Raw genomic sequence first — 19,619 nt, forward strand, 5'->3', positions numbered from 1 at the left:
GGCCGTCCAGCGAAGCCGTACCCGTCCTCGTCTGCGGCGGATCGGTCCGGCTGCCTCCGTTCGGGCGGCGCTGGGCGGAGGCGAACGAAACCGCAACCGCAACCGCAACCGCAACCGCAACCGCCACCACTGCCGACCTACTTGCCGGGCTCCGGGCCGTACCACTGGAGGGCTTGGCCAGTCACTGCCGCGATGCATTCGAAGTCGTGGTCGCGATGAAGGAGGGTCAGCCCTTGCAGCTCGGCTGTCGCGGCAACGACGAGGTCGACAGCACCGGCGCTTCGGTGCTTTCCCTGTTTGGTGAGGGCGTCCTGGACCTGCCAGGCGCGGTCGTAGGCGCGGTCGTCCACGGGAACCCAGCCAAAGATCAGCCGTATGTCCTCGATGCCGCGCGGCCGGCCGGCTGCCGACCGGGCGCTGTGGAAGAACTCCAGCTCGGTGATGGGGCAGGTGGCGATGAGGCCGGCGGCTGCCGCTTGGTCCCAGCCGTACTGCTCCGCATCGCTGCGCAAGAAGCGCGCGAGCGCGCTGGTGTCGATCAGGAACTGCGCCGCGTTCACCGCCGGTAGTTCCCCTTGTTCTCGAACAGCTCCAGGTCGAAAGAGCCCTCGTCGGCCGCGGCGCGGAGCCGGGTGAGCGCCAGGGCGCGGCGCCGGTTCTCCAGCACTTCGCGCAGGGCGGTGTTGACGGTCTCTTTCTTGGTGCTCGTCCCCAGGGCCTTCGCTACGTCGGCGACCAGCTCGTCGTCCAGATCGATGACGGTTCGACTCATGTGCACCTCCTGGATATCAACTGTGGGATCAAGTATATCTCGCACGGCGCGTCAGGCGCCCGGCATGGTGCGGCGCCTGAAGCGACAAGCCACGGAACGCAGAAGGCCCCGGCCGGTTTCCCGGTCGGGGCCTTCTGTACCGCAGTAGCGGTGGCGGAGGATACGAGATTCGAACTCGTGAGGGGTTGCCCCCAACACGCTTTCCAACTCTGCTGGTTACCGTTCCCAGTAGTTCAGGGCAGTTCAGGTCCTGCGTGTTGCCCTCTGACGGCGCGGCCTTGAACGAGCGTGAACTGCCACGCATGAGACTGCCGTTGAGACTGGACGACAGTGTCAGTCGGCAGATTTACAGCCCACCAGGTACACGAATCAGGGCCTAGCCTGAACTGCGGCTTAGCCGGGTACAGGCGCCGTGCAGACCGACCCCGTTCACGCCTCGTCTTGATCATGCAGTGCCGTCCGATGGCTAACTTGCGACAAGAGTGATCACCTTCTGCCGCTCGTCGGTTATTCGCTTGCCTGCTCGCTGCCGTTGGCGGAAACTGGGGGAAGTGATGTAGGGACACGCGTGTATGCGCCCCTTCCCCAGAAGCGCCGACTTCACGGGGAGGAAGAGCGAGGCCCGTACAGCGCCAGCACTGACTGAGCGCCGAGGCCGGACTACGCAGACTGGATGTGCTCCTACCGCTCCCCGTGACGCGGGCCATGATCCGCAGAGCGTGGGTGCGAGGGCTGGATCGGCGATTCCGGCTCCCGCGTGAATGCCTCCGCGGGAGTGGTTCCCGTGGAGGGGACCACGAGGAGGGCCTCAGATGCCTCTCAGCCCCAATTCCGGTGCGACGATCCGCGGTGAGAAGACCGAGCTGCCCAAGCCCATCCGCCGGGTACCTGACATCCCGGACACTGACCTGCACAAGGATCTGCGTGCCGCTCTGAAGAAGCACGGCATGAGCGACCGGGCCGCCGGAGCAATCTCGACGATCTGGACCAACCCGGCCGCGGTCCTTCCGCAGGTCGAGAACCCGCAGCGTCGTCGCATCCCTGGTGCGGATCTGCTCGTCGTCTCGGGACAGGTGTACACCGCTCGCCTCGCGCCGGACCCGCTGAACCCCCGCAACGCCGACCAGATCTACTTCGCTCTCGCCGGAAGCGTGGGGGCGCCGCCGGCCACTCTGACGCCTGCGGCCGAGGCAGGCGTGGGTGAGATGTCCGTACGCGTAACGAGCCGCTCCGCGCTCGCGGAGCAGCTCACCTGGGCCATGGAGACGACGCGCAGCCAGAATCTACCGAATCCGGAGATCGCCGACCAGGGCATCATGGACCCGCCGATCGGCGTCGCCACCACGGTGTCGTACGACGCCGACGGCGAAAGCCCGACCACCCACATCTTCGTCCGCGAGGGATCGACGCGTACGAGCCACGGTCTTTACTACGTGGGCGCCGATGCGGGCGACGTGCTGTTCGGACTGCCTCGCGGCGCAGCTCCGATGCAGGCCCACATTGACAAGATCAACAGTTACGCGGACAAGCCGAAGAACAAGATCGAGAAAACGGAGAAGGCGGCGGTGCGGTGCGCCGTCACCGACTTCGAGCTCATCATCGGCGTAGTGCCTGATGTCCCCGGTGCGGTGGACCTCGCCCAGGCGATCAAGGCCCGTGTTGCCCAGGATCACCTCAACACGAAGCTGCCCTGGAACGACGCGGCCAAGTACACAGTGCTCTCAGAGGAGTGCCTCCTCGCGGCACGTGCCGCAGCCGTCGTCCCGACCGACGTTGAAGCCGATTGGCTGGCCGGTCGGCTGACTCAGGAGGAGGCCGAGCAGAACAAGATCCCGGCCTTCCTGGATGACCGGGCAGCGAGCATCGTGCACCTCTTCACCACGCGGGAGCCCAAGATCCATGACGCGGTGCGCAAGCCCATCGCCCTGGTTCTCGCTGGCGGGGAGCCACCGAAGGGGCAGCGGCGGAAGAACGTGACTCTGAAGACCAAGCTTCCGCTCGGGGTCGAGATGATCGCCCGGGAACTGCGGGGCAAGGCCTCAGAGCCGGACCTGGCCGCCTTCCGGAAGACTCTGGAGAGCGCCCTTCCGCCGCACCTGAACCAGGCCAACGGATGGAAGCCGACGCGGCGCACACCAGAGGCCCTGTACCAGGCTGCGCTCAAGGAGCTGGAGAACGGCGAGGCCGGCGGGCCTGCGGGGACCGAGTTGTGGGTCCGCGCGGCGTACGTCCTCGTAAAGCACAAGGCGATCAGCGGCCCGAGGCACGACATCGGCACCGACCGTCGCCCTCCGGCGGACATCATGCAGGAGCTGCTCGAGACTGAACATGGCCTGCAGCATCTCCGGCAGGCGGTCGAAGATGACCGTTCCGGTCTCCGGCCACGTCAGGTGGACGCTCAGGGACAGCCCGAGCAGAGCGCTGCGGGTGCGGACACCTACATCAACAACAAGTTCCTCCGCGAGGATCTGGCGCCGAAGGACAAGGAGAAGCAGGAGCCCCTAGGCGAGGAGGCGGCCCTCGAAGCGAAATACCAGCGTGGTCTTAAGGACACGCAGGGTGCCCTCAGGATTCTGGCTGACGCGATGCGGAACCTCGGTGGCATTGAGGACGAGAACGGCGTGGCGCTGATCGAACAGCGTGGCCGCGCTCAGGCTCGCCTGCTCAGAGACCAGCTCAAGATCATGCTGGGAACCGCTGAGGAGTGGTGGGAGGCGGCTGTGGACGCCGGTACCTCGGCTGCTGATGACAGGACGAACGAAGACGAGGGCACCGAGGAAGAGGGCGAGACGGCCTGATGAAGAAAGGCACCTACATGGCGCTCGCCGATCTCTGCGGGACAAGCCTGCTCAGGGCGATGCCCGAGAAACGGCCCGTCGCCCCGGACTTCCTGCCGGCGGTGTCCTGCGCGGTCTACGTCGCTGAGGACATCAGCGGGACCGTTTGCTACATCGGCTCGGTCTGCCGACCGCACGATGATGACGGTCTGGCCAACCACGTCAGCGAGTATCTCCACGACCTCCCCAAGGCTCAGAAGTGGGGCGGTCTCTACGTCCTGCCGCTTCGCTCCACGACACCGGAGCTGCAGGTGCGGCGTATTGCCGGCGACGTCACCGGCTGGATGCTGCCGTACGACCGGGAGCGCTGGCCGACAGCCAGCTGATGCGACCTTGCCAAACCGGTGGGGGCCGTTTGTGGTCTAAGCGGAGGGCCCCGCCGGCGCAGCAACGGCCCCAAGACCGGCGTGTGACCGCTGCCGACCTGGTGGGTGACCTGGGTTTTCTCCGTCGACACGAGGTCGTCGAGCGGCATCCTGGCCAGAGGATGGCTACAGCCGCACTCGGCAGCACTTGCCGCGGGAAGCTAGCCAACCTCAGGCTGGCCGAGAGGGCCATCGCGCTCTTCAGGGTCGATCGGACCGTCTCCACGCCCGCTTGGGCATAAGCCAATGCGGCCATCGTGGATGGTGCGGGGCCGCCTGCGGCTGCGCACCTTCGACGCGGATCGCACAGTTGCCAGCACTGGGTGCGTTCCTGCGTCAGCGCTTCACGACTGCACTGCGCTCGAGCCACGAACCCCACCGCCTGGTCCCGGCTGCTGTGCGGACTCCCCAGGACCACCGGGCAGAATGCTCGCATGACACCACAGCGTCGCAAGCTGCTTTGGATCTTGGGTGGGATGGCAGGGGTAGCCATGGTCGCCCTCGGCGTTTACTTCGTACACATAGGCCTGGACCGTTCTAACACACTGTCGGGAGTGCTGGGATTCTTCGTGTCCTCAATGGGACTGGCCGTTTCAGTCCTTTCCGTACTCCAGGCGCGCTCGGCATCGCCCGCAGCCTCGCCTCAGCCGCTGCGAATGAGTCAGCAGAGTGGCGCAAATTCTGTTAATTTTCAGTCCTCCGGCGACATCAACATCGGGGACAATAATAAGCTAGGCGGCCCTGATGGCTTGGCTTAGGCAGAAGGCTGGGGACGGGGCACAACTCGTACAGGCTCAAACCGTCAACTATGGGATCAGCGTAAAGGATGCTGAGCACATCTGCTTGCGCCTCATGAAAGAGCATCTAGAGAGGTACTCACAGGAAGCGTTTCACATAGCCAAAGAGCGAGTCGACGAGTTCGCACTGAACTACCTCAACGCCTTGAATGGGCAGGCTCCACACGCCATCGAGAATCTAAAAGATCCAGGTGTACAGTCTGCGGTCTTGGAGGCAGAAGCAGGCTTCGCTAAAAGTGGCGACGTTGAACTGGGCGAGGTGCTAGTTCAAATGCTTGTGGCGAGAACTCTGGAGACAGGGAGGACCATCAAGCAGCTAGCTCTGAATGAAGGCATCTCTACCGCACAGAGGCTTACATCCAAGCACCTCGCAGCCTTGTCCTTGCTCTTCTTCTTGAAGAGGACGCAGATGATGTCCGCGAGCCCAGAAAGCTTTCGAAAGAGCGTGCAATCCCTACTCACCCCAATGTGCGAAGACTTCGCGAGCTTCACACTATCGGATGGTCGATACCTCGAAGCAACGGGCTGCGCGGTGCGGTCTATGGGGGAATCGCCGTGGCCGTTTGTCATGCGGGAGAGATACCCCGGAATATTCCATAAGGGGTTCGTCTGGGCTGAAACGCCGAGCGCGGAGGAGATAGCTAGAAATGCGAATACCCCGGCCCTCCTCTTCGTTCCCGCCGACGAAGGGATGGTGAAGGTAAATGCCGTCACTGACGATGATGCAATTAGCCTCTCTCGGACGGCCGGCCTGCCGGACGAGAAAACCCTCTTTCCTCTATTGAGGCAGAATCCAATGACCGACGAGGAAATCAACAGCATCCTGTTGGAGGCCGCACCTGCCCTGTCCGCCGTCCTGAGCACCTGGCACGATGCGGGACTTCATGAGCTTGATCCCTCTCTAACTGGAATTGCTGTAGCTTATGCAAATTTCAAAAGGCTAGCACCTGAGGCTTTTCAGGCAGAAATTGACGTGTGGATCAACTAGTAGACGTCGGCGTTACGGTTCCTGGGCTGAAGTAGCTCCGGGACCCCGCCCGGGGGCTCAACGCTTCGTCCCTGCACCGTCCGACACAAGCCGACTCGTAAAGCCTGCGCTGCACAGTCGCTCGTACGCTGCCGCCACATCATCCGGTACCGGCTGGCTGACCATGAATCCCTGTTCCGGGTAAATGCGCAGTCGCTGAAGTGCGCCGACAAGCATGTCGAGCACCAGGCGAGCATCCCCGATGGAGTCGACGTAGTCGTCGAATGTCATCGGAGTGGACGCGCTCACGATCTCGACCCCAGGCCAGAGTTTGCGCGCCGTCGCGTAGGCGCGCCGCTCTTCGTAGGGCTTGCTGATGAGTAGGACGGACGAGACGTCCACGCCGGACGATTCGAGAAGGGCTTTCGAGAAGCGGATGTTCTCACCGGTATTGCGCGCGTTCGGTTCAACAAGCACATCGGAGCTCGGCACCCCCAGCTCCAACGCCCTTTCGCGATAGTGGACGGCCTCGCCACGCGGCATCCGCTCCCGCGTAGTGCGGCTCGTAGCCCCCGTGAAGACGATGAGCGGCGCCATGCCACGTTTGTAGAGGACGACCGCAGTATCGGCCACGCCCAGGTCGTGACTGCCCAAGCCGACCGCGACCGAGCACGGCCGTGGCTCGTGGTGCATTTGGTGGAAGTCCCACAGGCGGCGCGCGTCCGCCCATGACTCTGTCGAGATCACTGCTCTGCCTCTCCGTCCCGTGCTGAATCAGGCACCTTGAAGTCGTACTCCCACGCGAAGCGCGATGCTGCGTGGACACCGATTGCGTACTCAACCACGGTGCCATCGGCCGTGTACGTGGTGCGGTGCAGCTCGACCACTGGCTCACCACCGGGGAGTTGCAGCAGCTTCACCTCGTCGGCCGTCGGGATGCGGGCGAAGAGTTCTTCCTTCATGTGGTCGATCTCGTACCCGGCGTCGTACAGCACCCGGTACCCACCACCACGTCCGGCCGGCCCGGGCGTCGGGTCAACCAACCGTGTTCCCTCGACGTGCTCGGGTCGGTAATAGCTGGTCAGGGTGTGCGTGGGCTGCTCACCTTCCTTGACGAGGCGTGCACGGGCGTACACCTCAGCACCAGCAGGTAGACCATGCGCTGCGGCAACGGCCCGCGGAGCCGCAACCCGACTGACCTGTTGCGTCTGCTCACCGCGGCGGTACGCGCGACCCGTCGCGACACGGTCGGCGATGAACGCCACCTCGTCACCGTCGCGCCACTTCGCCTTGTCGTACCGGCTGATACCGAGCCGCTTGAGCGGAGTCTGTTGCCGGACGACGGTGCCATGCCCACGGGATGAGGTGACCAGCCCCTCTGCCTCCAGCGCCTTGTACGCCGCGTGAACCGTGGACTTGGACCCTTCGCCTGCTTCGACGAGGTCCCGAATGTGCGGCAGTTGCTGCCCCGGCGCGTACTCCCCGCTCGCGATACGAGCGGCCAGTCTGTCCGCCAGCTCTCGCCACTTCGGTGCCATGCAGTTGCTCCTCTCGATGACACCAGTCAAACACAGTCCCAGGACTGTTGACAGTCCCAGGACTGTGCGCCATGGTCTTACCAAGCGGTTCGCAGTCCTAGGACAGCGCCACGGAAGGCCCTTCTTTGGGCTGCCCAGACCCCGCGAAAGGGGCCCCGGACAGAGGGGGCCGAGGGACCCGGACCCCTGGTCAACCGGAGGGCACAGACCGAAAGGTCACGTCTCTGCCTGAAACGGGAGCTCGTGTTCCCGAACGAGACAAGCACGCAAATCCATCGCACTGACTGAGGGGGTTGGCATGTACCTACGACCCAGATGGGCGCCGTCGTACGGGACCGGTACGGCGGCACTGCCCGCACGCGTCACTGCATGACCGTCGTGCGGCGGGCCCCCCGGGCAATCCGTTGGCGCTCCCGCTGCACGTCTCAGCCTCTTCGAAGCGCTCGCGCTTCGACCGGTTGCCTGCTCCGCCCGTCCGGCGCCTGGCGCTGTACGGGCGGAGCCGAGGGGAGCCGGATTGCCTGCTCTGCGGCATGCGGCCCCGGGTGGCTAGACCCGGGACCGCTTCAGGCCGTTCCTCTGAGAAGGGACCACGACCCATGAGGTACATCGGCACTGTTCAGGCGGTTGTTACGGCCGTCGGAGTCGACCGTGAGCCGACGCTCGCGGAGCTGGACGCGATCGAGCAGGAGATGCCCGTTATCCGGGCGGAAGTCGAGCTGCTGGACGCGCAGATCATCAGGTTGGACCGGCCGGCGAACGAGGTGGACGAGCGGCGTGTCCGCCGGGCCCGCCGAAAGGTGCTCGCCGCTCGCCGCGAACTGGCGAACACGGCGGCGACGCTCGTTCCGGGGGTGGGGGCATGAGCCTCAACCGCACGGGGCGGGCGGCTCTCGTCCTGGCCCTGGTCGCCGTCGTCGGTATGGCGTTCCGTGTCTCCTGGAACGCGCTGAGGGACGTGGCCCGCGCGATCGGCGCGGACAGCACCGCTGCCCTGCTCTACCCCTTCGTGGTGGACGGCCTCATGGCCCTCGCCCTCGTCGCCACGCTCGTGCTGAACGGCGACGCCCGGAAGTTTGCGCTGCGGGTCCTGGCTACCTACACGCTCGCGTCGCTCGTCCTGAACTACGTGCACGGCCTCGTTCCGGGGCTGCATGACAAAGCAGTCGACTGGGGTCGACTGGCCGACTGGGACCCCGCGAACTGGGCGCTGGTGCTGCTGGCCACGTCGCTGCCGGTCGGGTCGATCTACTTCGGCTCGGACCTGGTGGCGAAGGTGCTGCACCACCGATCGACCGAACCAGCAAATACGGAGAAAGCGACCGAGACGACCGCAAATCGGTCTACCTCTGACCTGGGAGAGTCGACCCCCGCCCCGGTGGCGCCGGTCGACGTTCCGGCCGCTCTCCCCGCCCCGGTGCTGGTCGACCTGATGAAGCCGATCGAGCCGGTCCCGGTGCGGGCGGTCGCTGCCGAGTCGAGTCGACCGCGTGGGGCGACCGGCCGTGTGCCGGCCGTCGCCCGATCGGCCCGACCGGTCCGCACGGCGGATGAACTGCTCGATGAGGCACGGTCGGCTACCGCCGACTGGCCGGTCGAGGACCTGACCGCCGAGGGCATCCGCAAGGCCGTCCGCACCTCGCCGGCCAAGGCGCGTGTGCTGCGCGAGACCTTGCGCGCCGAACGGACCACCGGACCGGACGAAGCGGCCGCCTGATGGGAGCGCTGCCGACCTACCGGTGGCGGCTGGCCCCGGACGGATATGCGACTCGCCGTCAGCTCCGTGGCATGGGGCTGCGGCCCGGTGGTCAGGGTGTGGCGGCTGAACTCCAGCGGCCACGCCGCCGACAGGGCCCGCTGGTCGCCTACCTCTACCGCATCGACCAGGCCAAGCCCGTGCGGCCCATGACCCCGGCGCGGGCGGCGGCCCTGGCGACAGCCATGCAAGCGCGCCGTACCTGCCCCAACTGCCGTAAGGACGCCGGGTACTGCATCCCGCGTTCGCTCGGCATGTGCGTCCCCTGCTCCGACCTGGACATCGAGTCTGCCGCCTGAGCTGCGGCGATGAACGGAGACGTAGTGAAGCTGACCGTCAGCACACACAAGCTCTTCGGCTACCGCGCCACCCTCCGCACCGCAAAGCACCTGGCCGACGAGGCCGTACGGATCGTGGAGCGGGCCGTGCCCGGCCGGATGCCCGACGTCCAGATCGTCCTCACCTCGGAGCGGGGCATGGCAGAGATTGCCACCGCCGCTGAAGTCGAGGCGGCGGGCAACGTCGACAAGCGGGTCCAGGCCCGCGCATTGCGGGCCGTGAACCGTACCGCCCGTGACGCCGCCGGCCGTGCCGTCCCCCTGGCCGACGGCGGGGTGCTGGTCGTCATCAACGTCGACCAGCACCCCAACGAGGCCACGTTCGCGATCACGCTCGTGCATGAGCTGGTCCACGCGATGCAGCTCAGCCGCACGAGCGTGCGCGAGCGCGTCGTGTCCGGCCTGCGCCACGACCTGGGAGTGGAACGACTGTCTCGTCGCCAGTCCCGCGAGCACGACCGCTGCCTGAAGCAGGAGGAGAACGAGGCGTACGGAGCCGAGTACCTCGCCCGCCGCCTCGTCCCCGCCGCCGCAGCCTGACTCACCCCCGCACCTTCCTCTTCCTCGCCCCACGAATCGGGGCAGTCAGGAGTCGTTCCGTCATGAGCGACAACGTCGTTCCCCTCTTCGAAAAGACCACCCCCGCCCCGGAGACACCGCCGGTGGTCGTGGCGGCTGCCGTAGCAACGTCCGCCGCCCAGACGCCGCCTGTGCCCTTGTGGATGCGCTCCGGACGAGCGATCCGTACGGCGGTCACGCACGAGCGCACCACGACCGTCGTCCGTGCGGTGGCCCGTAACGGGCTCTACGTCGTGGGCGGGACGCGGATCGTGGCCCGCCGCACCTGGGACGGCCGTACCGCCGCCCGCTACGAGCGCCTGCTCCGCGCCGCCGAAGCCGCCGGGAACATGGAGGCGGCGGCGGAGTGGGAGGAGCGCGGGCAGCGCTTCCGACAGGAGCGCCACCGCCGCCGCATGGACCTGCTCACCGCCCCCGTCGACGCCGCCAAGGGCACCCTGGTCGGCACCGGCATGGGCGTCGGCACCCTGGTTGCCCTCGGGGTGGTGCTCGCCATCGCCAACAAGGACGTGACCGACGTGGTCACACCGCTGATGGCGGTCATCGAGTTCATCCGCCTGCTCATCACCATCGTGACCATCGTGTGGGGCCCCCTGGTCACGATCGGCCCGTTCCTCGCGCTGCTCGGACTGTGGGCAGTCGGCCGCCACCAGCAGGCCGCACCCCAGTGGGCGCTGCCCGCCAACGTCCGCAACGGTGAGGGGGAGCCGATCACGCCGTCCATCGTCGTCCTCGCGCTGCGCAACCTGGGAATCGCCCCGCTGCGCAATGCGATCAGGGAGATGGGCGACGCCGGCGCGTCGATGCTGGGCCCGATCCGGATCGCCGGATGCGGTGTCGAGGTCGACGTGACCCTGCCCTCGGGTGTCTCCACGAACGAGGTGCAGAACCGGCGGCGGAAGCTTGCCGAGAACCTGGCTAGGCACGAGCACGAAGTGTTCATCACGATCCCGCAGGCGGCCCGCACGGTCCGCCTGTGGATCGCGGACAGCGGTGCGCTGGACGAGCCGATCGGCCCGTCCCCGCTCACCACCGACCAGGACCTGACCGCCAACTACAAGACCGGACGCGCACCGTGGGGTCAGGACCTGCGCGGCGACGCAGCCGCGCTGAGCCTCTACCAGCGCCACCTGCTCATCACCGGTCTGTCCAACCAGGGCAAGACCGCCGCCTTGCGCGCGCTCGCGCTGTGGCTTGCGCTGGACCGCAGCGTGGAGTTCCGCATCGCGGACCTCAAGGGCGCAGGCGACTGGGCCATGTTCGACGGCCTTGCCACCGTCCTCATCCAGGGCCCGACCGACGACCACGTCATCCAGGCGACGGAGATGGTCGAGAGCGGCGTGAGCGAGATGGAGCGGCGCCTTCAGGCGCCGCCTGGCACCGTGTTCCCGCCGCTTGTGCTGCTGGTCGATGAGGCGCAGGTCGCGTTCATGTGCCCGGTGGTGGACGAGGAGAAGCGGCCGTACGGCGGGTCCAAGGCCACGTCCCGGTACTTCATGGCCACCCGGAAGATCCACAACCAAGGGCGTGCGGTCAACGTCACGCTGTGGCAAGGCACCCAGGACCCGACCGACCAGAACCTTCCCAAGCTGGTCCGCGAGGGCGCCCACACCCGCGCATCCCTCGCACTGGGGACGGAGTCACAGGCGCGTATGGCACTGGGGGACAAGGCCGTGGACGGTGGCGCTGCACCGAACCTGCTGCGGCCCGGTCTGGACAAGGGAACGCTGGTCGTCGCGAGCGACGGCATCGAGATCCCCGCCGGCCAGGCATCCATCACGGTGCGCACGCACTACATCGACACCGAGACCGCCGCGCAGATCACCGCACGAGCCAAGGCCATGCGCAACGGCGTCACCACCCTCCACGTCATCGAACGGGACGAGGACCGCGACCCGCTCGCGGACATCGCCACCGTCATCGGGAACGCCCCGCGCGTGCTCACGCAGGACGTGCTTCAGCGGCTCGTGACGTTGAACGAGGACGCCTACGGAGCGTGGACGCACGCGGACCTCAAGCGGGTGCTGGAGGGAACGGGCGCGGAGCCGTACAAGTCCGACGGGCGCATGGTCGTCGGCCGCGAACGTGTCGCCCGCGCCCTCACCAACCGCGACACCGACGGTTCCGCTTCCGCCGCCCAGTAGAGGGAAGCGCACCCCGGCGGGTCAGGGAGACAGGGAGAACTCCCTGAACCCCTCCCTGACCCGCCTCCCTTGCCCTGACCTGCACAAATGATCTCTCAGGGAGTCAGGGAAGCGCCCAGCTCATCACCCCTGAACACCCCTCCACACGCCCACCACAGGGGGTGTCTCAGCCTCCCTGGTCCGTCCGAGAAGGAGATTCCGGATGCACTCCGACAAGCCCGGCCACTTGCCCACCGAGCAGGCCGTGACCGTCCACCAACCCACACCCATCACCACGGTTCCGGCGGCGCCCGTCGTTCCCCTGCCGGGCGCTGTCCCGGCGGTGCAGAGCGTCATCCTGCCCGACGGACGCGTGATCACCGGGTACGCGATCACCGCGCCCCCGGCACCCGCCCCGGTTCCGGCACGGTCGGCGGTGAGCCGCACGGCGGTGAACATCGCGCTCGGAGGGATCGGCTTCGCCGCCGCATGCGGGGGACTGCTGATCCTCACCGGATTCATCGCCGCCCTGGCCGCATTCGTCCACCAACTCATCATCCTGGCCGCCGTCATCTTCGGCGGCTGGATCGCCGTCCAAGTCCTCGGCACCGGCCACGACAACGGCGGAACCGTCATCAACATCAGCAAGGCCGTCTTCAAGCGCAACCACTTCCGCGGCTGACTGCCTCGTAGGCAGAGCAGGTGTACAGCGGCGCTACGACTCGGCTCGGTGCGTGTTCCAGTGGGCTGTGAGCCAGAGCCTGTGCTCTGAGCGCAGGCTGAGGGTGAGCGGTTTGCCGTGCAGGTCGCCGTAGAGCGGATACGCATCGAGCACGGGGTCAACGTCCAGAAGGTCCGTAGCAGGGTCTACCGCGATGCGTCCCCGGTCGAAGAGCCGGTGCAGGTCCCTGCGCAGAAGCAGTCCGCCGAAGTCGTGGTGCTCACCACTCTCGGCATAGCTGTAGAGATGCGCCGCTTCCAGGACATCCGCGGGGGCGGGGCCGCTGATCGCGCAGCGCTCACCCTGCTCGCTCAACAGCGCCTTACGGAAGGCGTCTTGCCCTACTCGGGTGCGGACCTTGGCAAACCGGTGGCCGCCTGGAATGGGGACGCGCTTGTTGCCCGCCAGGCCTATGACAGCGTCTGCCTTCTCCGTTGCCAGCAGCGCATCGCGCAGCTTCTCCCAGCGGGCAGGCCGCATGCTGAGCTGCGAGTTGGGTGAATCGCACAGTGCACGCAGCTGGGCTCCTGTCAGCAGGCCGCGCCCGTCAATCCAGGTCCGCCCGTGCCGGGAACGGTAGGTGGTGACGGTCTTCACCTTGTGCCCCGGCTTCTCGAACGTGGCACCGCACTGATTGCAGCGGCACGCCGGGGTCATCCTCGACCGCCGTTTGAAGTCGGCCTTCTTGCACTGCGGACAGAAGTAGACCGTCTTGTCCGCGGTGTCGGTGTCGATGGCGTGGATGACTGAGACGCCGATCAACTCCCGCTTGTCCCACAGCGCAATCACGTCCCCCACCGCCAGACGGCCGTGGTTGGGAACCGTGCTGTCCCAGCTGTAGTGCTCGCGCGGGTTGTCGTCGTACCCGTCGTTCCCACCGTGCTGCCGGGCATCGCCCACCGCCAGCACCAGCCACGCCGTCGTCATACCGCCCCCTCGCCCGATCACGAACCGGGGCAGCCGCCCTCTCGCCAAAGACCGCGGCTGCCCCTTCACCCAGCTCCTGATACAGAACTGGAGACAACCAGCATGACCCACCCCACTGACAACCGGCACCCGTTGCGGCGCCCCCGCTTACTGGACGCGTTCTCCTGCCAGGGCGGCGCTGCCATGGGCTACCACCAAGCCGGATTCGACGTGACCGGCATCGACATCGCCCCGCAACCCCGCTACCCGTTCACTTTCATCCAGGCCGAAGCAGTGGCGTTCATCCGCCAGCACGGGGCCGAGTTCGATGCCATTCACGCCTCGCCGCCGTGCCAGCACGACAGCGACTGCCAGCGCATCCAGGGACGGGAACACCCCGACTTGATCGGCCCCACCCGCGCCGCGCTGGAATCGACGGGACGGCCGTGGGTGATGGAGAACGTCAAAGGCGCACTGCCCAAGCTGCACGCTCCGGTGATGCTGTGCGGGCCCATGTTCAACCTGGCCACCTACCGCCACCGCTACTTCGAAACCGGTGGCGGCCTGGCCCTGGCCGCGCCCTCGCACCCGGATCACCGGGTGCCGCAGGCGAAGATGGGCCGCCCTGTGCCGCCCGGCTGGTTCGGCCAGTTCGTCGGCAACTTCTCCGGGGTCGACCTGGCCCGCCGGGTGATGGGCGTGGAGTGGATGAACCGCGACGGCATCCGCGAATGCATCCCGCCGGCCTACACCCACCACATCGGCCAGACCCTGACCCGCCACCTGGCAGCGGACACGGGGGTGGCGGCATGAACGCACGCGTGCTGCCACTGCGACGGCCGAACGGCCTGCGCGTACTGGACCTGTGCTGCGGCGCGGGCGGACTGTCCATGGGCTACTACCTGGCCGGCTTCGAGGTCGTCGGCGTCGACAACCGCTCGCAGCCGCACTACCCGTTCATCTTCCACCAGGCCGACGCCCTCACCTTCCCCCTGGACGGATTCGACCTGGTCCACGCCTCCTGGCCGTGCGAGCACTTCGCCCGCGTCACCGCCTGGCGCGGCAGCCGCGACAACCACCCCGACCTCCTCACCCCCGGCCGGACACGGCTTGAGGCATCCGGCCTGCCCTGGGTCATCGAGAACGTCCCCGAAGCCCCACTGCGCCCCGACTACTTGCTGTGCGGGACCCAGTTCGGTCTGAACATCCGTCGGCACCGCGCCTTCGAAACCTCCTGGGGCGGCGGCGGGGACCTGGTCGCCCCGTGCTGGCACCACAAGGGACTGCTGGCCTTCGAGCACAAGGGCGAGCGCGCCTACGCGGACGCCATGGGCTGCACCTGGATGAGCAACGTCGAGGCCCGCAAGGCCGTACCCCCCGCCTACACCCACCACATCGCCACCCAGTTCCTCATCCACGAAGGGAAGGCCGCAGCGTGACCACCCACCTCCTGACCGCCGCCCTGAACGCGGCCGAACGCGGCTGGCACGTCTTCCCGCTTCGGCCCGTCGACAAGCGCCCCGCATTGCACGGCGAGGCCCACTGCCCCGGCACCGGGGACTGCGCGGGCGGTCACCGCAAGTGGGAGCAGCGCGCTACCACCGATCCCGACCGCATTCACCACGCGTGGGCATCCATCCCGTTCAACGTCGGCATCGCCACTGGCCCCTCCGGGCTTGTGGTCGTGGACCTGGACATGCCCAAGCCCAAGAGCAGTGAGGGCACGCCTAGCGGCGTGACGACCTTCAAGGCGCTCTGCGAGCGCGCCGGGCAGGCCGTCCCCGCCACCTACCGCACCCGGACCGCGAGCGGCGGAGAGCACCTGTACTTCACCGCCCCGCCCGGCATTCGGCTCAGCAACACCGCCGGGGCACTCGCGCCGCTGGTCGACACCCGGGCATGGGGCGGATATGTCGTCGCTGCCGGCAGCACCCTCCACAGCGGCAACTACACCGTGGGCGACCCCAGCCCGGTAATGCCGCTGCCCGCATGGCTGCTGGACGCTCTCAAGCCCACTGAGCGCGCCGCACAGCCGTTGCGGCTCGCCCTGCCGAAGCACGGGAATCGGGCCGCTGAGACCGCCCTGGAACGCGAGACCGAACTCGTCGCAATGGCTGAAGAGGGCCGCCGTGAAGCCCAGTTGTTCGAGAGCGCGCGCAAGGTGGCCCGGTTCGTCGGATGGGGTGATCTGACCCGCCAGGAGGTGGAGCAGGCATTTCAGGTTGCGGGTGAGTCGGCCGGACTGCCGGCATCCCAGTGCCGGTCCACCCTGCGCAGCGTCCTGAACTGGTCCCTGCGCAACTGCCGACCGCGGGAGGCGACGTGAGCGCCCGCCCCAGTCCCCATCTGAAATGCCTGGCCGCCACCGCTGACACCGGCTCCACCGAACCGGCCCTGGCCGCCCACGGAGAGAGGGCGCCGAAGGTCGTCGGCCGTCAGGCCGTCCCCATTGCTGTTGGTCCTGACCCGCAGCAGGGAGACGGGCGGTACTTCGTCGCATGGCTGCACGTCGTTGCCCCGCAAGGCGCTGTGCCTACCGCGACTTCGACGTGCGCGTGCGGTCGTGACCGCAGCGCGGTCGGCCGGCGGCAAGTCCTGGCCCTGGTCGAAGACCACACCGCCCACCGCGACGCGTGCCCGCTCCGCAACCCCAGCGCAGGAAGGACCGCCGCATGACCAGCACCGCACCGCAGACCACGGCGCCCATGGACGGGGCGGCGCTGCTCAACGAGGTGGAAGCCTTCCACCGCCGGTTCAACGTCTTCCCCACAGAAGCTGCCTACGTCGCCGTTGCGCTGTGGGACGCGCACGCGCATCTGTTGGACTGCTTCGACTCCACTCCGCGGCTCGCGTTCCTCTCCCCGGAACCGGGCAGCGGGAAGAGTCGGGCCCTGGAGATCGTGGAGACGTTGGTGCCGCACCCGATGGTCGCGGTCAACGCGTCCGCCGCCGCCCTGTTCCGGGCGGTGTCCGGGAGCGAGGGACGGCCCACGATCCTCTTCGACGAGATCGACACCGTGTTCGGCCCCAAAGCCGGGGACAACGAGGAACTGCGCGGTTTCCTCAACGCCGGTCACCGCCGTTCCGGGGTCACCTACCGGTGCGTCGGGGACGGCGGCAACCAGACCGTTCAGGCGTTCCCGTCCTACACGGCCGTGGCCGTGGCCGGGCTGGGATCGCTGCCCGACACGATCCTGACCCGCTCCGTCATCATCCGCATGCGCCGCCGAGCGAGGAACGAGAAGGTCGAACCCTTCCGCGCCCGCATCCACGAAGCGGAAGGCAACAAGCTGCGCGAGCGTCTCGTGACCTGGGCCGAATCGGTCCGTGGGTTCGTCATGGGCGCCTGGCCCGAGATGCCCGACGGTGTCAGCGACCGGCCCGCCGACGTCTGGGAACCGCTGCTCGCCATCGCTGACGCGGTCGGCGGCGACTGGCCGCGACGGGCCCGCGATGCCTGCGTGCAGCTCGTCAAGGCATCCCAGATCGACGACAAAGGCAGTCTCGGGGTGCGGCTGCTGACCGACCTGCGGGACCACGTTCTGATCGGCGTGGACCGGCTGCCCACTATCGCCGTCATCGACCGGCTCAACTCTCTCGACGACGCACCGTGGGCCGACCTCCAGGGCAGGCCGCTGGACTCCCGGCGTCTCTCGCGAATGCTCCGCGACTACGTCACCGCTGACAACGAGCCCATCACGTCCCGGAACATCCGGACCGCCGGCGGCGTCCTCAAAGGCTTCTTCGCCGAGGATCTCGCCGACGCGTGGGCCCGTTACTGCCCCCCGCCTCCCCAGGAAGCGCTACATCCGCTACATCCGCTACAGCCCAGCTCAGAGGGCATCCCGGCGTAGCGGCAACACCCCGATGTAGCGGCTACGTACCCGACCTCGTTCGGAGCCGTAGCCGCTACATCTCGCCCATCCGCTACAGGAATCATGCCGCTGACCTGCGATGTAGCGGCGTAGCGGATGTAGCGGACTTTCCAGAGGGGCCCCGGCCCCGAACTCCGTCCAGGAGGTCCATCCGTGACGACCACCGCAGCGTCCGGACCGGCGACCGGTCCTAGCGAAGTCGAGTTCGACCCCACGCTCCTCGCGCTCACGGTCGAGGAAGCCGCCCGCCGCCTCAGCGTCGGACGCACCACCATGTACGCCCTCATCCGCGACGGAGCCGTGCGGAGCGTCCCCATCGGTCGCCTCCGTCGCGTTCCCGTGCAGGCCCTCAGCGACTACCTCACCGCCCGCATGCAGCCGCAAGGCCAGTCCTTGGCCGCGTAAGGAGAGTCATGGAAAAGCGCGCCAAGCGCCCCGATGGAGCCTCGTCCATCTACTTCGGCAAGGACGGTTACTGGCACGGTCGGGTGACCGTCGGTGTCCGCGACGACGGCCGGCCCGACCGGCGCCACGTCATGAGCAAGGTCAGTGAAGGGGAGGTCATCAAGAAGGTTCGGGAGCTGGAGAAGCAGCGGGATGCGGGGAAGGTCCGCAAGCCGGGCCGGCCGTGGACCGTGAAGGCGTGGCTCCTGCACTGGGTCGAGGAGATCGCCAAACCGTCGGTGCGGGAGAACACTTACGCCGGGTACGAGGTCGCCGTCAGGGTGCACCTGGTCCCGGGGGTCGGTGCTCACCGGCTGGACAAGCTGGAGCCGGAGCACCTGGAGCGCTTCTACACGAAGATGCTGACCAACGGTAGCAAGCCCGCAACCGCCCACCAGGCGCACCGCACCATCCGGACGGCGCTCAACCACGCCATGCGACGCGGCCACGTCACCCGGAACGTCGCCACGCTCGCCGTACCGCCGCGAATCGAAGACGAAGAGGTCGAGCCGTACGGCATCGAAGAGGTGCAGCGGCTCCTCTCCGAAGCGAGCAAGCTCCGGAACAGCGCCCGCTGGTCCATCGCGCTCGCCCTCGGGCTTCGGCAGGGGGAAGCGCTGGGACTGCGCTGGTCGGACGTGGATCTCAAGGCAGGCATCCTGCGGGTTCGGAAGAACCGTCTTCGGCCGAAGTACCTGCACGGTTGCGGCGGGGAGTGCGGACGCACGCCCGGCTACTGCAAGCAGCGCGTCAGGAAGAACGAGGACACGGCGAACACGAAGTCCCGCGCCGGCCGCCGCGTGATCGGGGTGCCTGACGAGTTGGTCCGGCTTCTGGAGCTGCACCGGCAGGAGCAGGACCGAGAGCGGGTGCGGGCCGCGCAGGAGTGGCGGGAGACCGGATTCGTCTTCACCTCGCCCCTCGGGGCGCCCCTGGTGCCCAGCACCGACTACGACGCGTGGAAGCAGTTACTCACCGATGCCAAGGTGCGCGACGGGCGCTTGCACGACGCCCGGCACACGGCCGCCACGGTGCTGCTCATCCTCGGAGTCCCCGAGCGTGTCGTGATGCAGATCATGGGCTGGTCGTCCACGGCGATGGCGGCCCGCTACCAGCACGTGACTGGCGGCATCCTGCAAGACGTCGCGAAGCAGGTCGGTGGACTCATCTGGGAGGTCGCGAAGAGCGACGACGAGGCGACGGAGGAAGATCCCGAACAGCCCCGTTGAGACTGTGGATGAGACTGCCAAAGCAGAAGGCCCGGTCCGCGTGAGCGGTCCGGGCCTTCTAGCTGCGGAGGATACGAGATTCGAACTCGTGAGGGGTTGCCCCCAACACGCTTTCCAAGCGTGCGCCCTAGGCCACTAGGCGAATCCTCCGCCGCAAACAATACAAGACGTTGAGGAGTGCTCGCGAACGCGTTCCGCGTGGTCGGGGCCCGGCTCGTTTTCCTGGGGGGCGATCCGCTAGTGTGGGGGCCAGCCCCTCACGTGGCGCTATCTCACCGAACTCCCCCAGGGCCGGAAGGCAGCAAGGGTAAGTGGGCTCTGGCGGGTGCGTGGGGGGCGCTTTCGTTGGGCGGGGACGGTTGTCAGTGGGTC

20 protein-coding genes, 1 tRNA gene and 1 other RNA gene are annotated in these 19,619 nt (G+C 67.4%); 16 read left to right on the top strand and 6 right to left on the bottom strand.

Translation table 11 applies throughout. From position 1 onward, the window contains the following. Positions 1 to 137: 137 nt before the first annotated feature. Together AC1P0E_RS17760 and AC1P0E_RS17765 are read right to left on the bottom strand one after the other, a co-directional pair. On the bottom strand, positions 138 to 560 hold the full coding sequence (locus AC1P0E_RS17760; RefSeq protein WP_482743142.1) for a PIN domain-containing protein: 423 nt from the start codon (positions 558 to 560) through the stop codon (positions 138 to 140). Next, positions 557 to 772 carry a type II toxin-antitoxin system VapB family antitoxin gene (locus AC1P0E_RS17765; protein WP_482743143.1) on the bottom strand — a complete coding sequence of 72 codons (216 nt, stop codon included), beginning with the start codon at positions 770 to 772 and terminating at the stop codon, positions 557 to 559. Before AC1P0E_RS17765 ends, AC1P0E_RS17760 begins: the two co-directional genes overlap by 4 nt. Positions 773 to 1,584: 812 nt before the next feature. Between AC1P0E_RS17765 and AC1P0E_RS17770 the strand changes: the two genes are divergently transcribed. The 3 genes from AC1P0E_RS17770 (at position 1,585) to AC1P0E_RS17780 (ending at position 5,759) form a co-directional block, all read left to right on the top strand. Next, positions 1,585 to 3,570: a hypothetical protein gene (locus tag AC1P0E_RS17770; RefSeq protein WP_482743144.1), complete on the top strand. Its 1,986-nt coding sequence runs from the start codon at positions 1,585 to 1,587 to the stop codon at positions 3,568 to 3,570. Continuing rightward, positions 3,570 to 3,935 (top strand): hypothetical protein, encoded by a 366-nt coding sequence (locus AC1P0E_RS17775; protein WP_482743145.1) that lies wholly within the window; start codon positions 3,570 to 3,572, stop codon positions 3,933 to 3,935. The genes AC1P0E_RS17770 and AC1P0E_RS17775 overlap by 1 nt, the downstream gene beginning before the upstream one ends. Positions 3,936 to 4,718: 783 nt before the next feature. Beyond that, positions 4,719 to 5,759: an LPO_1073/Vpar_1526 family protein gene (locus tag AC1P0E_RS17780; RefSeq protein WP_482743146.1), complete on the top strand. Its 1,041-nt coding sequence runs from the start codon at positions 4,719 to 4,721 to the stop codon at positions 5,757 to 5,759. 57 nt (positions 5,760 to 5,816) lie between these two features. On the opposite strand, the gene AC1P0E_RS17785 is transcribed toward AC1P0E_RS17780, so the two are convergent. Together AC1P0E_RS17785 and AC1P0E_RS17790 are read right to left on the bottom strand one after the other, a co-directional pair. Then, a complete protein-coding gene (locus AC1P0E_RS17785; RefSeq protein ID WP_482743147.1) occupies positions 5,817 to 6,485 on the bottom strand; it encodes a YdcF family protein in 669 nt (222 codons plus the stop codon). After that, complete coding sequence (locus AC1P0E_RS17790) at positions 6,482 to 7,276, bottom strand: GntR family transcriptional regulator (protein ID WP_482743148.1); 795 nt, start codon at positions 7,274 to 7,276, stop codon at positions 6,482 to 6,484. The genes AC1P0E_RS17785 and AC1P0E_RS17790 overlap by 4 nt, the downstream gene beginning before the upstream one ends. 599 nt (positions 7,277 to 7,875) lie before the next feature. Between AC1P0E_RS17790 and AC1P0E_RS17795 the strand changes: the two genes are divergently transcribed. From AC1P0E_RS17795 to AC1P0E_RS17820, 6 genes are all read left to right on the top strand, one after another. After that, entirely contained in the window at positions 7,876 to 8,142 is a 267-nt protein-coding gene (locus AC1P0E_RS17795; RefSeq protein WP_482743149.1) for a DUF6284 family protein, read from the top strand. Next, positions 8,139 to 8,993: a DUF2637 domain-containing protein gene (locus AC1P0E_RS17800; protein ID WP_482743150.1), complete on the top strand. Its 855-nt coding sequence runs from the start codon at positions 8,139 to 8,141 to the stop codon at positions 8,991 to 8,993. Before AC1P0E_RS17795 ends, AC1P0E_RS17800 begins: the two co-directional genes overlap by 4 nt. After that, the gene (locus tag AC1P0E_RS17805) at positions 8,993 to 9,331 is read left to right on the top strand and encodes an RRQRL motif-containing zinc-binding protein (RefSeq protein ID WP_482743151.1); all 339 of its coding nucleotides are present in this window, start codon (positions 8,993 to 8,995) and stop codon (positions 9,329 to 9,331) included. Before AC1P0E_RS17800 ends, AC1P0E_RS17805 begins: the two co-directional genes overlap by 1 nt. A gap of 9 nt (positions 9,332 to 9,340) precedes the next feature. Beyond that, positions 9,341 to 9,910 carry a hypothetical protein gene (locus tag AC1P0E_RS17810; RefSeq protein WP_482743152.1) on the top strand — a complete coding sequence of 190 codons (570 nt, stop codon included), beginning with the start codon at positions 9,341 to 9,343 and terminating at the stop codon, positions 9,908 to 9,910. Between the two features lie 62 nt (positions 9,911 to 9,972). Beyond that, complete coding sequence (locus tag AC1P0E_RS17815; protein WP_482743153.1) at positions 9,973 to 12,093, top strand: ATP-binding protein; 2,121 nt, start codon at positions 9,973 to 9,975, stop codon at positions 12,091 to 12,093. A 202-nt stretch (positions 12,094 to 12,295) separates the two neighbouring features. Further along, positions 12,296 to 12,754, top strand: coding sequence for a hypothetical protein (locus AC1P0E_RS17820; RefSeq protein WP_482743154.1), 459 nt, complete (start codon positions 12,296 to 12,298; stop codon positions 12,752 to 12,754). Between the two features lie 33 nt (positions 12,755 to 12,787). On the opposite strand, the gene AC1P0E_RS17825 is transcribed toward AC1P0E_RS17820, so the two are convergent. Beyond that, positions 12,788 to 13,720 carry an HNH endonuclease gene (locus AC1P0E_RS17825; RefSeq protein WP_482743155.1) on the bottom strand — a complete coding sequence of 311 codons (933 nt, stop codon included), beginning with the start codon at positions 13,718 to 13,720 and terminating at the stop codon, positions 12,788 to 12,790. A 102-nt stretch (positions 13,721 to 13,822) separates the two neighbouring features. Between AC1P0E_RS17825 and AC1P0E_RS17830 the strand changes: the two genes are divergently transcribed. The 6 genes from AC1P0E_RS17830 (at position 13,823) to AC1P0E_RS17855 (ending at position 19,247) form a co-directional block, all read left to right on the top strand. Next, on the top strand, positions 13,823 to 14,512 hold the full coding sequence (locus tag AC1P0E_RS17830; RefSeq protein WP_482743156.1) for a DNA cytosine methyltransferase: 690 nt from the start codon (positions 13,823 to 13,825) through the stop codon (positions 14,510 to 14,512). Further along, a complete protein-coding gene (locus AC1P0E_RS17835) occupies positions 14,509 to 15,138 on the top strand; it encodes a class I SAM-dependent methyltransferase (protein ID WP_482743157.1) in 630 nt (209 codons plus the stop codon). Before AC1P0E_RS17830 ends, AC1P0E_RS17835 begins: the two co-directional genes overlap by 4 nt. Next, on the top strand, positions 15,135 to 16,025 hold the full coding sequence (locus AC1P0E_RS17840) for a bifunctional DNA primase/polymerase (protein ID WP_482743158.1): 891 nt from the start codon (positions 15,135 to 15,137) through the stop codon (positions 16,023 to 16,025). The genes AC1P0E_RS17835 and AC1P0E_RS17840 overlap by 4 nt, the downstream gene beginning before the upstream one ends. Before the next feature lie 346 nt (positions 16,026 to 16,371). Next, positions 16,372 to 17,553 carry a DUF3631 domain-containing protein gene (locus AC1P0E_RS17845; RefSeq protein WP_482743159.1) on the top strand — a complete coding sequence of 394 codons (1,182 nt, stop codon included), beginning with the start codon at positions 16,372 to 16,374 and terminating at the stop codon, positions 17,551 to 17,553. Between the two features lie 174 nt (positions 17,554 to 17,727). Then, positions 17,728 to 17,979, top strand: a complete 252-nt coding sequence (locus AC1P0E_RS17850) for a helix-turn-helix domain-containing protein (protein ID WP_482743160.1) — start codon at positions 17,728 to 17,730, stop codon at positions 17,977 to 17,979. An 8-nt stretch (positions 17,980 to 17,987) separates the two neighbouring features. Beyond that, positions 17,988 to 19,247, top strand: a complete 1,260-nt coding sequence (locus AC1P0E_RS17855) for a tyrosine-type recombinase/integrase (protein ID WP_482743161.1) — start codon at positions 17,988 to 17,990, stop codon at positions 19,245 to 19,247. A 65-nt stretch (positions 19,248 to 19,312) separates the two neighbouring features. Here AC1P0E_RS17855 and AC1P0E_RS17860 read toward each other — a convergent pair. Continuing rightward, positions 19,313 to 19,397 (bottom strand) — tRNA-Ser (locus AC1P0E_RS17860). 98 nt (positions 19,398 to 19,495) lie between these two features. Here AC1P0E_RS17860 and ffs point away from each other — a divergent pair. Beyond that, an RNA gene (gene ffs / locus AC1P0E_RS17865) (signal recognition particle sRNA small type) lies at positions 19,496 to 19,594 on the top strand. Positions 19,595 to 19,619: the final 25 nt, after the last annotated feature.

This window comes from Streptomyces sp. TRD_SC_5 (assembly GCF_056836825.1).